Here is a 19,142-nt window from a genome sequence, read left to right on the forward strand (position 1 = left end):
TCACATGGAGGGGTGTGAGTGGCAACTGGCGGCGCTGGACTGATCGCGCTCGTTGCGGGCATCGTCGCGCTCGGGATCGCCTCCCAGGTGCTCGGCGATCGCTTCCGCGTGCCGAGCATCATCTTCCTGCTGTCGGTGGGGCTTCTCCTCGGCCCGCTGTCGGGGCTCGTGCTCCCCGAACGGATCATCACCGCCGACACGTTCGGCGGCGCGCTCCCGGCGATCGTCGGCCTCGCGGTCGCGATCATCGTGTTCGAGGGGGCGTTCCACCTCCGGATCGAGGACCTCCGCCAGGCCTCCTCGGCGTCGTTCCGCCTCGTCACGCTTGGCGCAGCGATCTCGCTCGTCGGCACCGCCGCGGTGGTCCACTACGCGCTCGCGACGGCGTGGGACATCGCCTTCCTGATCGGCGCGCTGCTGGTCGCCACCGGCCCGACCGTGATCGCGCCGATCCTCCAGGTGGTGCCGGTCCGCGATCGGGTCGGGACCGCGCTCGAAACCGAGGGGATCGTCAACGACGTCACGGCCGCGATCCTCGCGGTCGTGGTGTTCGAGGTCGTCGTCCTCAGCGAGGAGTTCGGCACCGGTGAAATCGTCACCGAGTTCGTCATGAAGCTCGGCAAGGGTATCATCGTCGGCGCGGCGGTCGCCGGCGCGCTCTGGTATCTGCTGCGGTACGTGGATCTCTCGCCGGGCAACGCCCCCCGGAACGCTCGGCTCCTCGTGCTTGCGGGCGCGCTGGTATCGTACGGGCTCGCGAACGTCTGGACCTCCGAGGCCGGCATCGCGGCGGTCGCGACCGCCGGGATCATCGTCGGCAACCTCGATATCCCCTACGAGGCCGACATCACCGAGTTCAAGGGCGACGTCACGCTGATCGTCCTTTCGTTCGTGTTCATCGCGCTCGCCGCGCTGCTCAACTTCCAGGATCTCCCGCTCGGCCTCGGCGGCCTCGCGGTCGTGGTCGTCGTGGCGCTCGTGCTCCGACCCCTCCTCGTCGTCCTCTCGACCACCGGTGACCGGTTCACTCGCGAGGAGCGCGTGTTCCTGAGTTTGGTCGGCCCACGCGGGATCATCCCGGCGTCGGTGGCGACGCTCTTTGCGGTTCGGCTTCAGGACGCGGGACTCGGTACCGAGGCGGAGACGCTCGTCGGCACTGTCTTCCTCGTGATCTTCGCGACGGTGGTGTTCGAAGGCGGACTCGCCAGATACTTCGCGGAGTATCTCGACGTGATCCCCATGCGCGCGCTCATTGTCGGGGGCGGCAAGGTCGGCCGGGATCTCGCGACCCGGCTCGAAGCCCGCGGCGAGAACGTCGTGATCGTCGAGGACGACGAGTCGATCGCCACGACCGCCCGCAACGCCGGGTTCGCTGTCCACGTCGGCGACGGCACCGACAGCGAGGTGCTGCGGTCGGCGGGGGCGGAGAACGCCTCGGTCGTGGTCGCGTCGACCGGCGACGACGACGTGAACCTGCTCGTCGCCCAGCTCGCCGCCACCACGTTCGACACCGACCAGGTCATCTCGCGGGTCAACCGCCCGGAGAACGTCGAGGCGTTCGAGGAGCTCGACGTCGAGACCATCTCCTCGACCATGGCCACCTCGTGGGCGATCGACAACCGAATCGAGCGCCCCGCGCTCTGGAACTGGATGACCGAACTCGGCCGGTCGGGCGACGTCCAGGAGTTCGAGGTCACCGCCGACGACGTCGCGGGCCGGACCATCGCGGAGCTCGGCGACGCGATCCCCGAGGGCTGTCTGATCGCGCTCGTGAGCCGCGACGGCGAGAACATGGTGCCCGACGGGGATTTCGATCTCCAACGAGGCGATCGGATCACGCTCGTCGGACAGAACCAGGCGGTCCAGAACGCCCTCGAACGGTTCCATCCTGCGGACTGAACCACGACCCACGACCGTTTGCTACGGTCGGTCGCTCGCGTTGCTCGCTCCCACTCGCAAAATGTCGATCAAAAGCCTGCGTTCCTCCCTGCGGTCGGTCCTTGGCCCGCTCGCTCACCGTGTTCGCTCGCGGTAGAACTGGCTTGCGGTCTCCGCAACCGCTATCCGCACAAGCACAGCCGAAGCCCTCGCTCGCGTTGCTCGCTCGCCCTTCATCCGCCAGGCACCGCAACCGCAGACTGCACCGCCGAAAATCGACTCCCGCGCTCCAACCCCGCTGACTGGCGATCCGTTCCGGTCGCGACTCGCTGGCGAGCACGGCGGCTCGCGCGGCGGTCGTTTCGTCCGTTCCACCGCATCACTTAACCTGTGTCGCGTGTGTGCATACTATCGTGATTCGACCGTCGAGCGGACCTGCTGCCGTATCGTCCCCCGTGGTGACGCGCTCCGCGAGTGCTGGTTCTGTATGACTGTCGCCAGGGACCTCTTCGAGACCGTGGTACTCCCGGTCGCGAGCGCCGAGGACGCACGCACCACCTGTGCGGGCGCGGCGGCGCACCTCCGACGGACGGGCGGCCGTGCGGTCGTCGTCCACGTGATCGAGAAGGCCGGCGGCGCGCCCGACAAGGCCTCTGTCGAGCAGCGCGAGGAGGGTGCGGAGGAGACGTTCGCGGCCGCGCGCGAGGCGTGTGATGCCACCGAGATCACGGTCGAGACACGGCTGGAATACGGCACAGACGTGGCCGAGACCGTCTTCAAAGTCGCCAACGACGTGGACGCGAGCGCGATCGCGTTCACCCCCCGGCAGGGGAGTCGGTGGATCAAACTCCTCTCGGGCGACGTCGCGAACGCGCTGATCAGCGAGGGCGAGCGGCCGGTGGTCGTGCTGCCCGATCACGTGGCCGACGGCGACGCGGACGCGATCGATGCCGACGCGGCCGACAGCGCGGCCGATGACGGAGGCGGCGGTGGCTGACGAGGAGCTCGCGAAGGACCTCGGCCCGCTCGCGGCGTTGACCATCGGGATCGGCACGATGATCGGTGCGGGGATCTTCGTGCTCCCTGGCCCCGCAGTCGCGGAGGCCGGCCCGCTGGTGGCGGTCGCGTTCGTCCTCGGCGGTGCGATCGCGCTCCTCACCGCCCTCTCGGCCGCCGAGCTCGGCACCGCGATGCCGAAAGCCGGCGGGGCGTACTACTACGTCAACCACGCGCTCGGCCCCCTCTTCGGCTCGATCGCGGGCTGGGCGAACTGGATGGGGCTCGCCTTCGCCTCGGCGTTTTATATGTTCGGCTTCGGCCAGTACGTCGGCGAGTTCCTCACCGTTCCGGGAATCGACCTCGGGGTGATTGCCCTGGGGCCCGCAAAGCTGATCGCGCTCGTCGGCGCACTCTTATTCGTCGGGGTGAACTACGTCGGCGCGAAGGAGACCGGCCGGCTCCAGAACGTGATCGTTGTCACGCTCGTGGCGATCCTCACCGTGTTCACCGTCGCCGGCGCGCTGAACGCCGATCTCTCGACGCTCCGGCCGATCGCGCCGTTCGGGTACTCTCCCCTCCTGCCGACGACCGGGCTGATCTTCGTCTCGTATCTGGGGTTCGTCCAGATCACCTCGGTCGCCGAAGAGATCAAGAACCCTGGGAAGAACCTGCCGCGGGCGGTGATCGGGAGCGTCGTGATCGTGACCGCGATCTACGCCCTCGTTCTCGTGGTGCTGCTCGCCGTCGTCGAAACCCCGGTCGTGGCGAACAACGAGACCGCGGTGGTCGACGTCGCCCGCCTCCTGCTGGGACCGATCGGCGCGGGCGTCCTCCTCTTCGCGGGGCTGCTCGCCACCGCCTCCTCGGCGAACGCCTCGATCCTCGCCTCCTCGCGCATCAACTTCGCGATGGGCCGGGACGGGATCGTGAGTTCCTCGCTCAACGAGATCCACGACCGCTTCGCCACGCCGTATCGCTCGATCGCGGTCACCGGTGGATTCATCGTGCTGTTCATCGTCTTCGGCGACGTCGAGACCCTCGCGACCGCCGGCAGCACGCTCCACCTCATCATCTACGGCCTGCTGAACGTCGCGCTGATCGTGATGCGCGAGGCCGATCCCGCGGACTACGAGCCCGACTACCGGGTGCCCTTCTACCCGATCACGCCGGTGCTCGGCGCGCTCATCTCCTTCGCGCTCATCGCGTTCATCGAACCGTTCGTCGTCCTGCTCTCGTTCGCGTTCGTCGTCGGCGCGGCGCTGTGGTACGTCCTCTACGCACGGACCCGGGCGACGAAACAGGGCGTACTCGGTCAGTACGTCCTCAGCCAATCCGAGGAACTCCCCGATCGGGCGGTTTCGGCGGCCACCACGGTACAGCCCGACGGTGGCGACTTCCGGGTTCTGGTCCCGCTCGCGAACCCCGCAAACCAGACCGATCTGATCGCGCTCGCGAGCGCGGTCGCGAAGCGCCACGGCGGGCGCGTGGTCGCGGTCCACATCGTCCAGGTGCCGGACCAGACCTCGCTCGCTTCCGGGGCCGAACACGTCGACGAACTCGGCGACTCCGCCGACCTCCTGGAGCGTGCTCAAGCCGACGCCGAGACCTTCGGTGTACCCGTCGAGACCCACACCGTGCTCAGCCACCGCTCGTTCGAGGAGATCTTCGACGCCGCGCGCACCTACAGCGCCGACACGGTCGTGATGGGGTGGGGTGCGGACTCGCACGGCTCGCCGGGCCGCGCCGAGAGCGCGATCGACGAGCTCGCGAGCTCGCTTCCCTGTGACTTCCTCGTTCTCAGGGACCGCGGGTTCGACCCCTCACGGATCGTAGTCCCCACTGCTGGGGGGCCGGACTCGGCGCTCAGCGCGCAGGTCGCGACGATCCTTCGGGCCGAACACGACGCCGAGATCGCACTCCTCCACGTCGCCGACGATCGCGCCGAGGGCGAGGCGTTCCTCGCGGAGTGGGCCGAAGAGCACGGTCTGAGCGACGCCGAACTGCTCGTCGAGACCGGCGACGTCGAGACGGCGATCGCGAGCGCCGCCGCCGACGCCTCGATGCTGATCGTCGGCGCGACCGAGCGCGGGCTGCTCTCGCGCCTCGTTCGCGGTTCGCTCGTGCTCGATGTCGTCGAGGAGGTCGAGTGTTCGGTGTTGCTCGCCGAGAAGACCCGCGAGCGCGGCCTGGTCGGCCGGCTCTTTGGCTGACGCGAACCGCCCGGCGGACTGCTATCGCCCCTATCGCGGCTCCGGCGCGATCATCCGGATGGCTCCGACGCCGACTCGTAATCGAAGAACCGTAGCTGCACCGTGACCGGCCGGTCGGTCGCCGCGCTGATGCGTTCCTGGAGGGTTCGTGCCAGTTCGGGATACTCGCTTTCGGAGCTGCGACTCAGCGTGACCGTGACCGACGTCTCGTCGCCGAGCATGTCGCCGGTATCGAACCCCGTGCTGACGCCGACGAGTTCGACGCCATCGTATGCCGGTTCGTCGATGGTGGTCTGGACCTCGCGGTTGACCGCACCCTCGAAGCCGACGTAGCTCGCGGTCACCGCGCCCACCACGACGAGGCTGACGACGAACGCGAGAACCAACAGCGCGTACGCGCCGGTACGGGCCGAGACCGTGAGGTTCTCGCGAACGCTTCTGGTCACCGAATCGCGGTAGCCGAGCCCGACCAGCGCGACGAACGCGCTCACGTTGATGAACACCACGTTCATGAACAGGAGAGCGAGTGCGCCGGCCACCACGAGCGGATCACCCCAGACGGTGCCGATGCCCGCGGTCGCCGCCGAGGGTACGATCGCGGCCGCGACCGCGACGCCGGCGATCGAAACCGGAAGATCGGTCGCGAGCGCGAGCGCGCCCGCCGCGCCCGCCGCGAGCGCGACCACGACCGCGAGCAGGCTCGGGGTCAGAAAGGCTCCGACCTGCTGGACCCGGGTGATCGCGAGCGCTGCGGGGACGAAGAACGTCTCCCGGAGCACGAGGCTCATCGCCACCGCGCCGACGTACGCGACGACGAGGCCCAACAGTTGCGAGCCCACGCTGTCGATCACCATCCCGCGGTCGTCGATGACCGCGCCGACCGCGGCCGACAGCGACGATCCCGCGAAGGGGGCGATCACCATTGCGCCCACGATGATGATCGCCGAGTCGAGCAGGAGGCCCGCGACCGCGACGATCGCTGCGAGCGCCGCGAACACGATGTAGGTCGCCCGGCCCGGTTCGAGGTCCTCGGCGCGTTCCTTGATCTCGGGGTACGAGACGCCCGACTCGCCTTTCGGGCCCGCCACGTACCGATCCTCCAGATCCGCGACGGCTTGGGTGGTCGCACCCGCGGTCTCGACCTCGCTGATGACGGTGTGGGCGTCCTCGTCGAGCCCCGCGTCGTAGAGCAGTTCGAGGACCGGATCGACCCCGCCGCCGGGAACCGGGATCTCGACGATCACCGCGTCGCGGCCGCTCGCCTCCTCGGAGATCAGGTACTCGATGTCGGCGTCGGTCAACGCCGTCGTGACCGCCTCCCGGGAGTCGCTCGGGACGCGGGTCCGTATCTGCCGCACGCTCGCCCGTCGAAACCGGGCGATATGAAGCTTCTGATCGATCTTTTGCTGCGCTCAGTCGCTCCCTTCGGTCGCTCCTTCGCTGTCTTCGCGCGGCTCCGCCGCGCGAATGGTCCGAGGCGCGGAGCACCTCGCTAGCAAAAGGTCGATCAAAAGCCACCGGCAGAGCTTCGCTCTGCCGAGTCTGCGTTCGCTTCGCTCACGCAGACCACGTTACCCCCTCGGAAGAGCTTCGCTCTTCCGTGCTCTCGTTCGCTTCGCTCACGAGAACTTCGGGGGTCCTCGGCCCGCTCGCTCACTCCGCGCTCACGGCTTCTTGGCGCGGCTCCGCCGCGCCAACGGTCCGAGGCGGCTTCGCCGCCTCGCTATCGCCGTTCGCGCAAGCCGCGGCGCGGAGCGCCGCGCGTTCGCTCGCGGTTCGACTGCTCTCACTTTCCGCACCGCAACCGAACAGCATCGCCGAAGCCCTCGCTCGTTTCACTCGCTCGCCCTTCATCCGCCAGGAGAGCGCTGCTCTCCTGAGCCTGCGGTCACGGAGCGACCGCAGACGCCAGAACCGCACCGCTACAGCGCTGCGGCCGCACTACTACCGCGAAGAACGCCCTCCCGACTACCGCGAGAACTCGATCGCCGCACCCTGGCCGAAGCCGACACACTCGGTGGCGAGGCCGTGGTCGGCGTCGCGCTTTTGCATCTCGTGAATCAGCGTCACGGGCAGGCGTGCGCCGCTCGCGCCGAGCGGGTGGCCGATCGCGATCGCACCGCCGTTGACGTTGAAGATCTCGTCGTCGATGCCGAGTTCGCGCTGGCAGTAGAGGGCCTGGGAGGCGAACGCCTCGTTGAGCTCCACGAGATCGAAGTCCTCGATCGATCCCCCAGTGCGGTCGAGCAGGCCCTCCGTGGCGGGCACAGGTCCGATCCCCATCACTTCCGGATCGACGCCAGCGACGTTGTTCCCGCCGACCTCGGCGAGCACGTCGAGGCCGTGATCCTCGGCGAACGCCCGGCTCGTGACGAGGGTCGCGGACGCCCCGTCGGAAATCTGGGAGGCGTTGCCCGGCGTCACCGTCCCCTCCGATTTGAAGACGGTGGGGAGCTCGGCGAGCTTCTCGGCGGTCGTGCCCGGTCGGAGCCCCTCGTCGGTGTCGACGACTTCCTCGCCGGTGTCGATCGGAACGATCTCGTCGTCGAAGTGGCCCTCCTCGGTGGCTTCGACCGCGCGCTGCTGGGAGCGGGCGGCGTACTCGTCTTGCTCTTCGCGACTGACGTCGTAGCGCTCGGCGACCGCCTCGGCGGTCATCCCCATGCTGAGCTCCGCGACGTTGTACGCTTCGTTCATGCGGGGGTGGACGTTCCCCGAGTTCTCCCCCATCTTCGTCCGGGACATGTTCTCGACCCCGCCAGCGATGATCGCGTCACGCTGGCCCGCCCGGATCGCGTCCGAGGCGGAGATCATGGCCTGCGCCGAGGAGGCGCACCATCGATTGATCGTCGTTCCAGGGACTGACTCCCCCAGATCCGAGAGCAGCGCGATCACCCGTGCGAGGTTGCTGCCCTGCTCGCCACGCTGCTGGGCACAGCCCCACATCAGGTCGTCGACGTCCTCGCTCCCGATCCCCGTCTCGGCGAGGATCTCGTCGATCAGCGGGATCGAGAGGTCCTCGCTTCGGACGTCGGCGAAAACGCCGTCCTCTTTGCCCTGTGCGGTGCGGTACGCCGCCGCGACGACCGGCGTCGTGTCGGCCATACCGACTCGTGGTGGTCCTCAATGTTAAACGCACGCAAACCCCGCGTCGTTTGACTCGGGTTCACGGGGCGATCGGTGGCGACCGCCGAGACCGCTGGCAAACGTTGCGGGAACGACCCACGCTGAGCGGGAGTTCGACGGTCTTATCCCGCCGGACGGCGTATCGAACAGGGAATGAGCAGCCCGGAACTGGACGTCGTCGAACTCCTGCTCACGACACGCGCCTACAACGAGCACCGTGAACGCGACGCCGAGGACCTCCCGCCACGCTACCGTACCGTCTTCTTCGCCGACGGGGGGATCGAGCGCCCGCTCGCGACGGGCGAGGAACGGGTGGCGGCCGCCACCGGTGTCGACGATCCGTGGGCCGCGGTGTCGGGGCTGATGTTCACCGACCGCGACGACTTCGCCGAGACACTCTCGCTCTCGGAGCCCGACATGGCCGAGGAATGGTTCGCCGACCGAGTCGACGCCGACCGGCTCGCCGAAAACCCGACGCTCGCGGCCGTCTTCGAGGATCGCGACGAGGCTCCGGACGTCGACTACGAGCAGTCGCGCGAGGCGAACCGCCCGATGCGCGCCGATCGGGCGTGGATCGACAGCCTCCTGGAGGAGTACTTCGACGACGAGGACGAGGAGGAGATGCTCGATCTCGTCGACGTGCGCGCGCCCGAGGAGGTCGACATGACGCTCGACGATCTCGTGCTCACGCCCGACCAGGAGAACGAGATCGTGAAGATCATGAAGGCGATCGAACACCGCGAGTACCTCGCGGGGATCGGCCTGCGCGAGATCGGGAAGCTCCTGCTCGTGGGACCGCCCGGAACGGGAAAAACCACGACCGCACGCGCGCTCGCCCACGAGCTCGACCTCCCGTTCGTGGAGGTCAAGCTCTCGATGGTCACCAGCCAGTACCTCGGCGAAACCGCGAAGAACGTCGAGAAGACCTTCGAGATCGCCAAACGACTCTCGCCCTGTATCCTCTTCATGGACGAGTTCGACTTCGTGGCGAAGACCCGCAATTCGGACGAGCACGCCGCGCTGAAACGCGCAGTGAACACCCTGCTCAAGTCGATCGACGAAGTAAGTCTAATCGAGGACGACGTCCTCCTGATCGGCGCGACCAACCACCCCGACCAGCTCGACGCAGCGGCGTGGCGACGCTTCGACGAGATCGTGAACTTCCCGAAGCCCGACGTCGAGATGCGCGCGGACATCCTCCAGCTCGTCACGCACGAGATGGAGATCGCGGAGTTCGACCCCCTCGAACTCGCCGCCGACACCGAGGGCCTGACCGGCAGCGATCTCCGTCTCGTCCTTCGGGAGGCGGTGCTCGACGCGCTGACCGAGGAGCGCACCACGCTGACCCAGGACGACCTCATGGAGGCGGTCCGGGACTTCGAGGAGCGCGACAGCCTGAAGGACCTCGACATGATCGAGGGCGATCACGACGCCCTCGTCGCGGGTGGCGACATCAGCGCGGACGGGGGTGAGACGAGCGAAGCGAGTCGATCCTCGTCGGAGCACGGCTCCGACGGCGGCAGCGACGCCGACACGGCCGACCACAGCCACGATCACGACGCCGACGGCCACACCCACGACCACTGAATGGAGGTCACGCTGCTCGGCACCGGCGACACGACCGGGACGCCGACCGTCGGCTGTGACTGTGACACCTGTACGGCCGCCCGCGAGCGGGGCGTCGAGCGCAGCCGGTTTTCCGTTCACGTCCGGAACGAGCGCACCGACGAATCGCTCCTGATCGATTTGAGCCCCGACTTCCGCGCGCAGTTTCTCGCCCGCGACGTCGCGCTCCCCGACGCCGCGATCGTCACCCACATCCACTTCGACCATCTCGACGGGCTCGGCAACGCCTTCCGACTCGTCCGGGACCTCCCGGTCGCGGCCGCGAACGAGACCGATCCCGAGACCGGCGAGAGCGTGGCCGACACCGTCCGGCGAAAGTACGACTATCTCGACGCGCTCTCGATCACGGGGCAGGAACCGCTCGAACCGTTCGAGTGCTGTGGGTTCGACGTGACGCTCGTGCCGGTCGACCATCCGCCGCTCGTGTGCTACGGCGTCGTGATCACGGACCCCGAGACGGACGCGAAGCTCTCCATTACCGGCGATACGAACTACGCGATCCCCGAAGCGTCCCGTGAGCACCTCGCCGATCCGGATCTCCTGATCGCGGACGCGATCGCCCCGGCGTCGTTCTGTGAACACCACCCGCTCGGCGGCGACCACCACGACGAGGCTGGGACGCCGCGGACGTTCGGCACGAAACATATGACCCGCGAGGGGGCGCTCGCGCTGGCCGACGAACTCGGTGCGGCGGAGACCCGCCTGGTCCACGTCTCGCATTTCTTCCCGGCCGACGAGGCGTTCGCGGCACCGCTCGCGGTCGACGGCGAGCGTTACGTGCTGTAGGCCCGGCGGTACTGCCTGGTGCGGGCGAAGGCCGCGAGCGACACTACGGCGAACAGCACGCCGAGCAACTGGTCGTACCGTGCGACGTACACGACGGCGAGAAACGCCGCGAACACGCCGAGGGAGAGGGTGATCGGCGCGACGTAGCGCTCACCACCTCTCAGCACGACGATCCCGCCGACACCGACCGCACCGCAGAACGCCGTGAACAGGGCGTGAATCCCGAACGCATAGCTGATGCCTGCTCCGACGACGCCGACGAGCGCCAGCGCTCCGAAGACGGAACGGGGCTGCCTCGTTCGTTGCATCGTGTCAGCAGCATTTCCGACGATCGGATGAAATGGCTTGCGTCGCCTCGCTCACTGTGCCGACGAACTCGACGCCTGGCTCAACAGATACACCGCGATCGCGCCGAGCACGAGATCGAGTCCGACGAGCACGGCGAGCGCCGGCACGAGCGCGTTCCAGATGCCCGTGAAGGCCGTGACGTCGAGCACCGTCATCACGTCCGTATCGAGCATCAGCGTGCGAGCGGCGTCCACGCCGTAGGTGATCGGGTTGTACCGTGCGAACGTCTGGATCCACTCCGGAAGCGCTTCGAGCGGGAGGAACGCCGAGGAGAGAAAGAGCAGCGGGAACTGGAGGAGGTTCATCACGATGATGGTCGACTCCTGGTCCTTCGTGATGACCGCGAGACTGTTCGAAAGCGAGACGAACCACAGCGAGAACAGGATCCCGACCCCGATGATCCCGAGCGCGCCGACGATCCCCGTCGAGATTTCCGCCCCGAGCAGCACGCCGAGTCCGAGAATGATCGCGATCTGGGCGGCGATCCGCAGCACTTCGGCGGCGGTCTTCCCCACGAACACCGCGGTGCGGTTCATCGGCGTGACGAGCACCTTCTCGAACATCCCCTCCTCGATGTCGTTGACGAGGCCGATGCCGGAAGTGATCGCGGCCGCGAGCGAGACCTGGATCACGATGGCGGGCACGAGATAGGTCTCGTAGGAGATCGCGCCGGCACCGCCCTGATTGATCGCGCCGGTCGCGATCTGGCCGAACACCTGAGTGAACAGCACGAGGAAGATGATGGGCTGGGCCAGCGAGACCACGAGCACGAACGGATTGCGGACGGCCTTGATGTTCCAGCGCTTGAAGTTGACCCACGCGTCGCCGAGAAACGAGTTGCTCGATCGCCGAACGGTGGTGGTTTCGGCCTCGGTTCCGGTCGCGGTCCCCGCAGTACCGCCGTCGGTCGCGGGCCGCTCGGATGACTCGTCGGCTGGCGGACTCATCGGTTCGCCCCTCCGTCGGCGGCCGCCGGATTCGCCTCCTCGGCGCTCGCCTCGCTGGTGTCGCCCTCGCTCGTCCCGCTCTCGCCGTCCCCGTCGACCGACTCGCCGGTGATCGCGAGAAACACGTCGTCGAGAGTGGGTGCGCGGATGTTGAACCCGGTCACGGTGAGATCGGCATCCCGCAGCGCCACCAGCAGATCGGTGCCCGCCTGGCGAGCGCGCCGCGAGGTGACGCTGATCCCCTCGTCGGTGGTCTCGACCGTCGCCTCGTCCTCGAAGAGATCGGAGTCGGCGGCGACCCCGACCGCGCGCTCGCGAGCGTTCTCGTCGCCGTCGAGATCGATGTCGAGGATCTCGCCGCCGACCCGGCGTTTCAGCTCCGCGGGCGAGCCGGTGGCGACGATCTCGCCGTCGAGGATGACCGCGATCCGCTCGCAGAGCTGGTCGGCCTCCTCCAGATACTGGGTGGTCAGGAAGATCGTCGTGCCCTCCCCGTTGATCCGCCGGAAGTACTCCCAGAGCCGATTTCTGGCCTTTGGATCGAGACCAGTCGTGGGCTCGTCGAGGAACACGAGGGGGGGCTGGTGGACCAGCGCCATCGCGGCGTCGAGGCGCTTTTTCATTCCGCCCGAAAATCCCTCGGCGACCTTGTCGGCGGCCTCGACGAGATCCACGAGATCGAGGAGTTCGTCGATCCGGTCGCCCCGCTCGGCCTTCGGCACGCCGTAGGCCTCACACGCAAACCGGATGTTTTCCCTGGCTGTGAGCTCCTCATCGACGCTGGTCTCTTGGGCCATGTACCCGATCGACTCACGCACCGCGCGCGGTTCGTCCGTCACGTCGAACCCGTTCACCGTGACCGACCCCGAGGTGGGCTGCAAGAGGGTCGTGAACGTCTTGATCGCGGTGGTCTTGCCCGCGCCGTTCGGCCCGAGGAAGCCGAAGAACTCCCCCTCGGGGACGTCGAGATCGATCCCCCGCACCGCTTCGGTCCCGTCCGAGTAGGTCAACGTGACCGCCTCGGCGTCGATCGCACTCATTACCCGACCCTGGATCTCGACCGTCTTAACCCTGCTGACCGCTTGGACAGTCCGTGGGTTCGGGATCGTGGGGTGGTTGGTTCGAGGTAGCGGGGTAGTCGGTTCGGGGCCACGGGCCGGCCGTCAGTCCCCTTCAGACGGGGTCCGGAGGGTGGGCAGCACGAACGTCTCGATGGCCCATCGCGTTCGCCGTGGCGCGTCGTCGTGGCCCAGCGTGATCTTCCGGATGCGGGCGGCGTCGATGGCATCGTAGAGGAACAGTGCGGTCGCCTCCGGGTCGACGTCACGGAAACGGCCCGTCTCGATCCCTTCTCGGATGGTTTCGGCGAGGAGGTCGGTGATGAGGCCGATGGTGCGATCGAGCTGCTCGCGGTAGACGTCGTTGCGGTGGGCGTGCAGACGGAGTTCGAGCAGCGCGGTGTGAAAGTCCCAGAAATCGAAGGCAGCCTCTTTGGGGCCGAACAGTCCTCGATCGATGAACAGCTCGAGACGTTCGTCGGGGTTTTCGATCTCGTCGGCCGCCGCCTTCGCCGGGTGAGAGTCGAGCAGATAGTCGAGGAGCGCGACGATGAGCTCCTGTTTGGTATCGTAGTGATAATGGAGGAGTGATCGGCTCTTCTCGAACTCCTCGGCGATCTCGCGGGTCGTCAGATCGGCGTACCCGTGCTCGCAGAACGCGCGATACGTTGCCTGCATGATGGCCTCGTAGGTCTCGGGCGGGGGCGGCGGGGCGGTCGGGGGCGTCCGATTCGGCCATGGATCGTCTCACTAAAACTGGTCGGCGCGAGCCTAAGAGGGTTGCTATGGCTCCCGAACGCTCGTGACGTGTCTGCGACATTCGATACGCCAGCCACCTCGGTGGTCCGCGAGTAGCGCTCGAACACATCGGGGCGTTCGAGCGGTCGTAATTCCGGGCTGCTGTCGCGGTAGTTCTCGTTCCAGCTGCTCTCGTTCCAGTTGCTCTCGCAGCCGTCGAGACCGCTACGATCCCGTCGCAAGTGAGAACCGCGAGCCACACGCCTCCCCAACCGACTCACTCACTCGCTCCGCTCGTTCGTTCATCCCTCGCGCGAGTCGGGCGTCTTCGACGCCCTCCCGCGCGCCAACCGCAACGTCCAAACGATCACACGACACGCCGCCGTCGTTCGTCCGGAGTTCCCGAACTCTCTCCGGTTGTGGCCTCGTGTTTTCCCGCTACACGCGCTCTATCCGGTGTACTGGTGATACTCCATTCCCGGCTGTTTGAGCTCGTTGTGTTTGCGTTCGAGGAAGGAGTAGACCGCGCCGTGTGGCGCGCCGTCGAGCAGCATCTCGACCGCGCTCCGCACGACCTCGACCTGCTGGGGGGCCCCGATCGCGCCGACGGTCGTCCCGTAGATCACGACCTCCGCACCGGTGAGCTCGGCCATCAGCTCGCGGGTCCGGCCGTTCTCGCCGATCAGCCGCCCCTTCTTGCGTTCGAGGTCCTTTTCGTTTCTCGTCGCGGCGTCGACGTCGACGAGTTCGAACATCATCATCTCGTCGTCGAGCAGCACGAGCGCGTCCTCGGGCGCGAACCCCCGCCCGATCGCCTCGACGATCTCGGGGCCTTTCAGCCCCAGAACGGGATCGCCGACCGATTCGACCGCGACCGCGCCGGTTTCGGAATCGATGTCGAGACGGACCTCCGCGCGCTCCTCGATCTCGCGCATCGTCGCACCGCCCTCGCCGATCAACACGCCGATGCGGTCCTGCGGAATCTTCACGTGTTGCATGCGCGGGCTACGGAACCCCGCGATTTGAAGGCTTCGCACCAGGCACCGTTTCGGCCCCGTGGACCGCCCGGATACCTATCTCTTGACGGAAATCCAGCCGTGTCGTCGCGCAGCACGGTGTATCTGGCCGAGCTGTGGCCCTGCGCCCGTTCTGAGGCGGAGTTGTGCAATGAGCGCGGCGATGGCGACTGCAACGACCGCCGCCGGAACGTAGACCCAGGGGTCGGTCGACTCCAGTCCGGACGAGGTGGCGACGACCACGAGCGTCGGGAGGTAGAGCAGTCCGAAGATCCCGATGGACCGAAGCGCCTCGTCGCGCACGATCCGTCCGAGGCCGGCGTTCCGTCCTCGCTCGGCTCGCTTCGCCTGGAGATCCTCGCCCGGTTCGGCCAACCGATACTCCTCGTGTCCCCGGAACATCCGCACCCCGACCCAGAGGAAGAACACTCCACAGGCGATCAGGAGCCAATCGTACAGCCCCGTCGATCCCCTAACTGCGGTGACGACCGGGACGGCGAGCCACCCGAAACCGAGAGTGATGGTGCTGATACCACCGACCTGCGACCGCGACGGCCGGCCCGGAAGCCGATCGAGACCCGCGTCGAACCCGGCGACCAGTACGCCGAGCGCGCCGACCGCAAGACACCACAGCGCACCGTAGCGAAGCGACACGGCGACGTCGCTCTCGATCACCCGGATCGCCGTCTGGATACCGACGCAGGCGATCGAGACCGTGGCGAGCCGTTCGATCGTCCGCTGACGCATATGACAGACTTTCGAACGGCTCGACTTAATTCCTCGGCCGATCGGGATTTCGACACTGCCAAACCCTACCAACCATGCGTCACCTTCACACGACGCTTCGATCGACGCGGCTGGAGTTCCTCGTCCGGCTCTCATCAGCTGCTTAGATGTCGCGCGCGTACGTCACCGCCGCCCGCGTCTCGCCGAAGAGGTCGTCCTCGCCCCGCTCGACGACTTCGAACGCCTGGGACTCGTAGAACGACCGTCCGACCGCGTTCGCCGCGAGTACCCGAATCGTGACGCGAGTGGCTCCTCGCTCTCGAAGTGCGTCGAGTTCTCGCTCGAACAGCCGCGTCCCGATCCCTCGGCCCCAGCGGTCGGGATCGACGTAGAACGTCCAGACCGCGCCGCGTCCGGGCTCGTTCGCGTCGGGGATCCCGCCCCCGACGTAGCCGACGACCTGCTCGACGGCTCGTGGGTCGGTCCGCTTCCCGTCCGTCCCTTCCGAGACGTCGCCCGTCTCACACGCGACGAAGTGGGCGACGCCACCGTCCACGATCTGTTCACGAACGCTTTCACTCGCGTACCACTCGTCCATCGCGCGCTCGACGGTGGCTACGGCGAGGAACTCGCCGTAGGCGGCCTCCCAGCCACGGCGCGCGACCCGCTGGATCCCGGCCACGTCCGCGGGTGCCGACTGGCGGACCGTGACGCCGGCCATGCCCGTCCCTCGGACCGTTCGCGCTTCAGCCTTTCCCGGCATCGACCGTCTCGACCCCGCTACCGAGCCCGACCGCGGCGAGCGCGCGCTCGCGTTCCGCGTCGGTCAGTCGGTAGGGCGCGAGCGCGTCGTCGAGTTCGGCGTCGCTCGGTCGTCTGGCCTGATGCGAGTCGAGAAACGCCGTGATCCGGTCGGCAGCGTGAGCTTTGAGCTCGCCGCTCAGCAGCTCGCCGGCCCGGTATTCGCGCGCGACCCGCTCGATCTCGGTGTCGTCGGGCTCGAAGAACGCTTCGAGGAGCTGGAACGCCACGTCCACTTCGGGGTCGCCGCCGTGCTCGCGGTGGGCCTTTCTGTCGGTTCGCCCGCCGGAGTACGCCCGTCCGAGTTTTTCCTGGACTGTCCCGCGGTCGTCGGTGAGGCGGATCGTCGGTGCGGCATCGGATGAGCTCATCTTTCCCGGTCCCTCCAACCCGGGCAGGAACTTCGAGAGCAGCGCGCCGGGCTTCTCGACCGGGAACCGCTCCTTCGCGGCGACGTCGCGCGCGAGCCGGACGTGGGGATCCTGATCGACCGCGATCGGTACGGTGGTGGCGTGCGGACCGTCGACGAACTGCGGCAGCAGGAGGTGGGTCGCCTGGACCGCTGGATAGAATCCCATCCCGACGTTCGCGGGCTCGCCGTACACCGCATCGCGGGCGGCGGGCGTGATCCGCTCGGCGAGCGCGGTCGCGAGCGGATAGATCACGTCGGCGTCGGCGGTGTCGATCACGAACCGGGTGCGGTCGGGATCGAACCCCACCGCCACGAGATCGCGGAGGTTCTCGCGGGTGTGGTCGCGGGTTTCCGCGAGGCTCTGGTCCCGGCTGAGGTACTTCTCGTCGTCAGAGAGCGGGACGTAGACGATCGCGCCGGTTTCGGCCTGGAGCCACTTCGCGAAGTAGAAGGTGACTGCGTGACCGACGTGCATCGGTCCCGAGGGGCCGACGCCGGTGACGATCGAGACTCGCTCGTCGCCATCGATTGCGTCGAGAAGGCAGTCGACGTCCCGACCGGCGTAGTAGCTCCCGCGTCGAAGCAGCGGGTGTGGCGGCTGCGGGAACCGTTCCAGTCGATCGTCGGTCAGCGCGTCAGCGCCGAACCGATCGAGGAGCTTTCCGTAGTCGACCTCGCCGGCGACTGCGTCCGACCTCACGGTGTTTTCGGGATCGCCGGTGTTGCCTTCGCTGGTACCGCCTTCGTTGGTGTCGGTCTCATCGGTGTCGTCGATTCGTCGTGCTGTTCGATCAGTCGCGTTCGCGTCGGTGTCGTCCATCGTGTGCTGGTGCTCTGGGTGGTCAGTAGCGGTGCGGCAGAAAGCGGCGAGCGGAGGGAGCACCAGACCACAGCCGGCGGGGTTAGGCCGCCGCGGGCGAGCGGGCTGGACTGTCCGCTGGCGAGGGGGCACGCCAGCGCCAGCGGACAGCGATCATCGTATGTACCAACGCAGTCAGTCCCAAAAGTCCCTTTCGGTCACTCGACGGCGAGCACCGAGAGCGCGTCGTCGACGGTGAGCGTCAGTCGGTCGTCGCCGGCGGTGTAGACGACGCCCACCTGGAGCGGGTCTGCCGAACGGATGCGGGTGGAGTCCCCGTCGATCGCGACGAACCGCCAGAGCGAGGCCTCGCGCACGTCGACGTCGTGATCGTGGTAGAAGGCGACGACGTCGGGATGATCGAGAAGCGCGGTTCCGAGGTCGGAGCTGATGAGATCACCGCACCGTTCGCACTCGTACTCGGCCAACGGAACCTCCGGCCAGTCGTCTGCGTCGTCGGGCGGCATCTCGATCGTGACGTGCGGGTCGATCCGACCCTCACAGGTCATACAGAACCCGCCGTTGGCCCGCTGGACGGCAGTTCGCGCGTATCGCTCGGTCACATCCGGCAACGACTCGCGGTCGTAGCCAGCGAACACCCCTGGCGGGATACCGATATTCACCGAAGTGGTGTCGCAGTCCACACAGGATATCGACACCCGTTCGTTCTCGTAGTGGAGCGTCATCGTGTCGCCGCAGAACGGACACGCCTGCTCCATCGCCATCGACTCGACCGAGCCGGTCTGGGTGTACGCCCCCGAGAGGAGCGCGCCGACGACACGGGAGCCGGCGAGACGCAGGCGGTACCCGCCCTCCTCTTTCGTCACGAACCGATCGCGGAGCTTCGAGAGGTGGTAGTTGAACCGCCCGGAGTCCGCGACCCCGACCGCCGTCCGGAGCTCCGAGAAGGTTGCAGTGTGATCGTCGGCCGTCCAGAGTGCCTCGAGCACCGCGACCCGGACCGGGTCGGCGAGGGCCGCGAACGCCTCCGCCGGCGGTACCTCCTCCTCGACGGGGGACTCGCCCATGCTTCCGGATGAGCAGTGGCGTGATAAGACGCTGTCGTCCGCCTCTCGTTAGGGATCCTCGCTCAAAGATCCTGGTGGTAGACGTACTCGGGCAGCGTCCGATCGCCGACCGTCCGCTCGCGCTCGTCGGTCCGTTCGAACCCGCGCGATTCGTAAAACGAGACGCCGACCGTGTTGTCCGCGAGGACCTCGATCCGTAGCTGCTCGACGTCACGCTTCGCCAGACGATCGACGATCTCGTCGAGGAGCGCCGTGCCGATCCCGTGGCCCCACCGGTCGGGATCGACGTAGATGGCGTACAGCTGGGCCTCCCGATCGTCGTCCTCGGCGTCGATCGGTGCGGCGCTCGCGTAGCCCGCGATCCCCTCGTCCTCGGCCACGAGGTAGACGCTCCCCTCTGCCGTGATCGAGGCTTCGAGCTCCTCGGCCGCGTACCAGTCGTCGAGGATCGCGTCGATCGCCGCCTCGGCGAGAAAGTCCCCATACGTTGCCCGCCACGCACGACGCGCGATCCGCTGGATCCCGTCCACGTCAGCCACCGTGGCGGCTCGAACCGATACGTCGCTCATGCCGTGCGAACGACT

Annotated in this window: 17 protein-coding genes; 5 read left to right on the forward strand and 12 right to left on the reverse strand. The window is 67.5% G+C overall.

Annotation, left to right across the window (positions count from 1 at the left end):
• The first annotated feature begins 18 nt into the window (after positions 1–18).
• The 3 genes from TX76_RS08910 (at position 19) to TX76_RS08920 (ending at position 5,087) form a co-directional block, all read left to right on the forward strand.
• Positions 19–1,899 (forward strand): cation:proton antiporter domain-containing protein, encoded by a 1,881-nt coding sequence (locus tag TX76_RS08910; RefSeq protein ID WP_049901723.1) that lies wholly within the window; start codon positions 19–21, stop codon positions 1,897–1,899.
• Between the two features lie 466 nt (positions 1,900–2,365).
• Positions 2,366–2,875, forward strand: a complete 510-nt coding sequence (locus TX76_RS08915) for a universal stress protein (RefSeq protein WP_049901883.1) — start codon at positions 2,366–2,368, stop codon at positions 2,873–2,875.
• Complete coding sequence (locus TX76_RS08920; RefSeq protein WP_049901886.1) at positions 2,868–5,087, forward strand: amino acid permease; 2,220 nt, start codon at positions 2,868–2,870, stop codon at positions 5,085–5,087. Before TX76_RS08915 ends, TX76_RS08920 begins: the two co-directional genes overlap by 8 nt.
• Positions 5,088–5,137: 50 nt before the next feature.
• Here TX76_RS08920 and TX76_RS08925 read toward each other — a convergent pair whose 3' ends face one another.
• The gene (locus TX76_RS08925; protein ID WP_049901726.1) at positions 5,138–6,445 is read right to left on the reverse strand and encodes a DUF389 domain-containing protein; all 1,308 of its coding nucleotides are present in this window, start codon (positions 6,443–6,445) and stop codon (positions 5,138–5,140) included.
• Positions 6,446–7,055: 610 nt separating this feature from the next.
• Complete coding sequence (locus tag TX76_RS08930) at positions 7,056–8,192, reverse strand: thiolase family protein (protein WP_049901728.1); 1,137 nt, start codon at positions 8,190–8,192, stop codon at positions 7,056–7,058.
• Between the two features lie 174 nt (positions 8,193–8,366).
• Here TX76_RS08930 and TX76_RS08935 point away from each other — a divergent pair, with 174 nt between their 5' ends.
• The gene (locus TX76_RS08935) at positions 8,367–9,800 is read left to right on the forward strand and encodes an ATP-binding protein (protein WP_049901730.1); all 1,434 of its coding nucleotides are present in this window, start codon (positions 8,367–8,369) and stop codon (positions 9,798–9,800) included.
• Positions 9,801–10,625 carry an MBL fold metallo-hydrolase gene (locus TX76_RS08940; protein WP_049901733.1) on the forward strand — a complete coding sequence of 275 codons (825 nt, stop codon included), beginning with the start codon at positions 9,801–9,803 and terminating at the stop codon, positions 10,623–10,625.
• On the opposite strand, the gene TX76_RS08945 is transcribed toward TX76_RS08940, so the two are convergent.
• From TX76_RS08945 to TX76_RS08990, 10 genes are all read right to left on the reverse strand, one after another.
• Positions 10,613–10,933 (reverse strand): hypothetical protein, encoded by a 321-nt coding sequence (locus tag TX76_RS08945; protein ID WP_049901735.1) that lies wholly within the window; start codon positions 10,931–10,933, stop codon positions 10,613–10,615. The two genes, TX76_RS08940 and TX76_RS08945, sit on opposite strands and share 13 nt — an antisense overlap.
• Positions 10,934–10,984: 51 nt before the next feature.
• Complete coding sequence (locus TX76_RS08950) at positions 10,985–11,920, reverse strand: ABC transporter permease (RefSeq protein WP_049901737.1); 936 nt, start codon at positions 11,918–11,920, stop codon at positions 10,985–10,987.
• Positions 11,917–12,960 (reverse strand): ATP-binding cassette domain-containing protein, encoded by a 1,044-nt coding sequence (locus TX76_RS08955; protein WP_049901739.1) that lies wholly within the window; start codon positions 12,958–12,960, stop codon positions 11,917–11,919. Before TX76_RS08955 ends, TX76_RS08950 begins: the two co-directional genes overlap by 4 nt.
• Positions 12,961–13,083: 123 nt before the next feature.
• On the reverse strand, positions 13,084–13,656 hold the full coding sequence (locus TX76_RS08960; RefSeq protein ID WP_049901741.1) for a TetR/AcrR family transcriptional regulator: 573 nt from the start codon (positions 13,654–13,656) through the stop codon (positions 13,084–13,086).
• Between the two features lie 509 nt (positions 13,657–14,165).
• Positions 14,166–14,714 (reverse strand): KH domain-containing protein, encoded by a 549-nt coding sequence (locus tag TX76_RS08965; protein WP_049901744.1) that lies wholly within the window; start codon positions 14,712–14,714, stop codon positions 14,166–14,168.
• Between the two features lie 75 nt (positions 14,715–14,789).
• Positions 14,790–15,479: a hypothetical protein gene (locus tag TX76_RS08970; protein WP_049901746.1), complete on the reverse strand. Its 690-nt coding sequence runs from the start codon at positions 15,477–15,479 to the stop codon at positions 14,790–14,792.
• Between the two features lie 142 nt (positions 15,480–15,621).
• Complete coding sequence (locus TX76_RS08975; RefSeq protein WP_049901748.1) at positions 15,622–16,179, reverse strand: GNAT family N-acetyltransferase; 558 nt, start codon at positions 16,177–16,179, stop codon at positions 15,622–15,624.
• Positions 16,180–16,204: 25 nt separating this feature from the next.
• On the reverse strand, positions 16,205–17,491 hold the full coding sequence (locus TX76_RS08980; protein WP_049901751.1) for a tryptophan--tRNA ligase: 1,287 nt from the start codon (positions 17,489–17,491) through the stop codon (positions 16,205–16,207).
• Between the two features lie 197 nt (positions 17,492–17,688).
• Entirely contained in the window at positions 17,689–18,558 is an 870-nt protein-coding gene (locus TX76_RS08985; protein WP_049901753.1) for an ArsR/SmtB family transcription factor, read from the reverse strand.
• Positions 18,559–18,620: 62 nt separating this feature from the next.
• A complete protein-coding gene (locus TX76_RS08990; RefSeq protein ID WP_049901755.1) occupies positions 18,621–19,127 on the reverse strand; it encodes a GNAT family N-acetyltransferase in 507 nt (168 codons plus the stop codon).
• Positions 19,128–19,142: the final 15 nt, after the last annotated feature.

This window comes from Halococcus agarilyticus, assembly GCF_000334895.1.
Classification (GTDB): Archaea; Halobacteriota; Halobacteria; order Halobacteriales; family Halococcaceae; genus Halococcus; species Halococcus agarilyticus.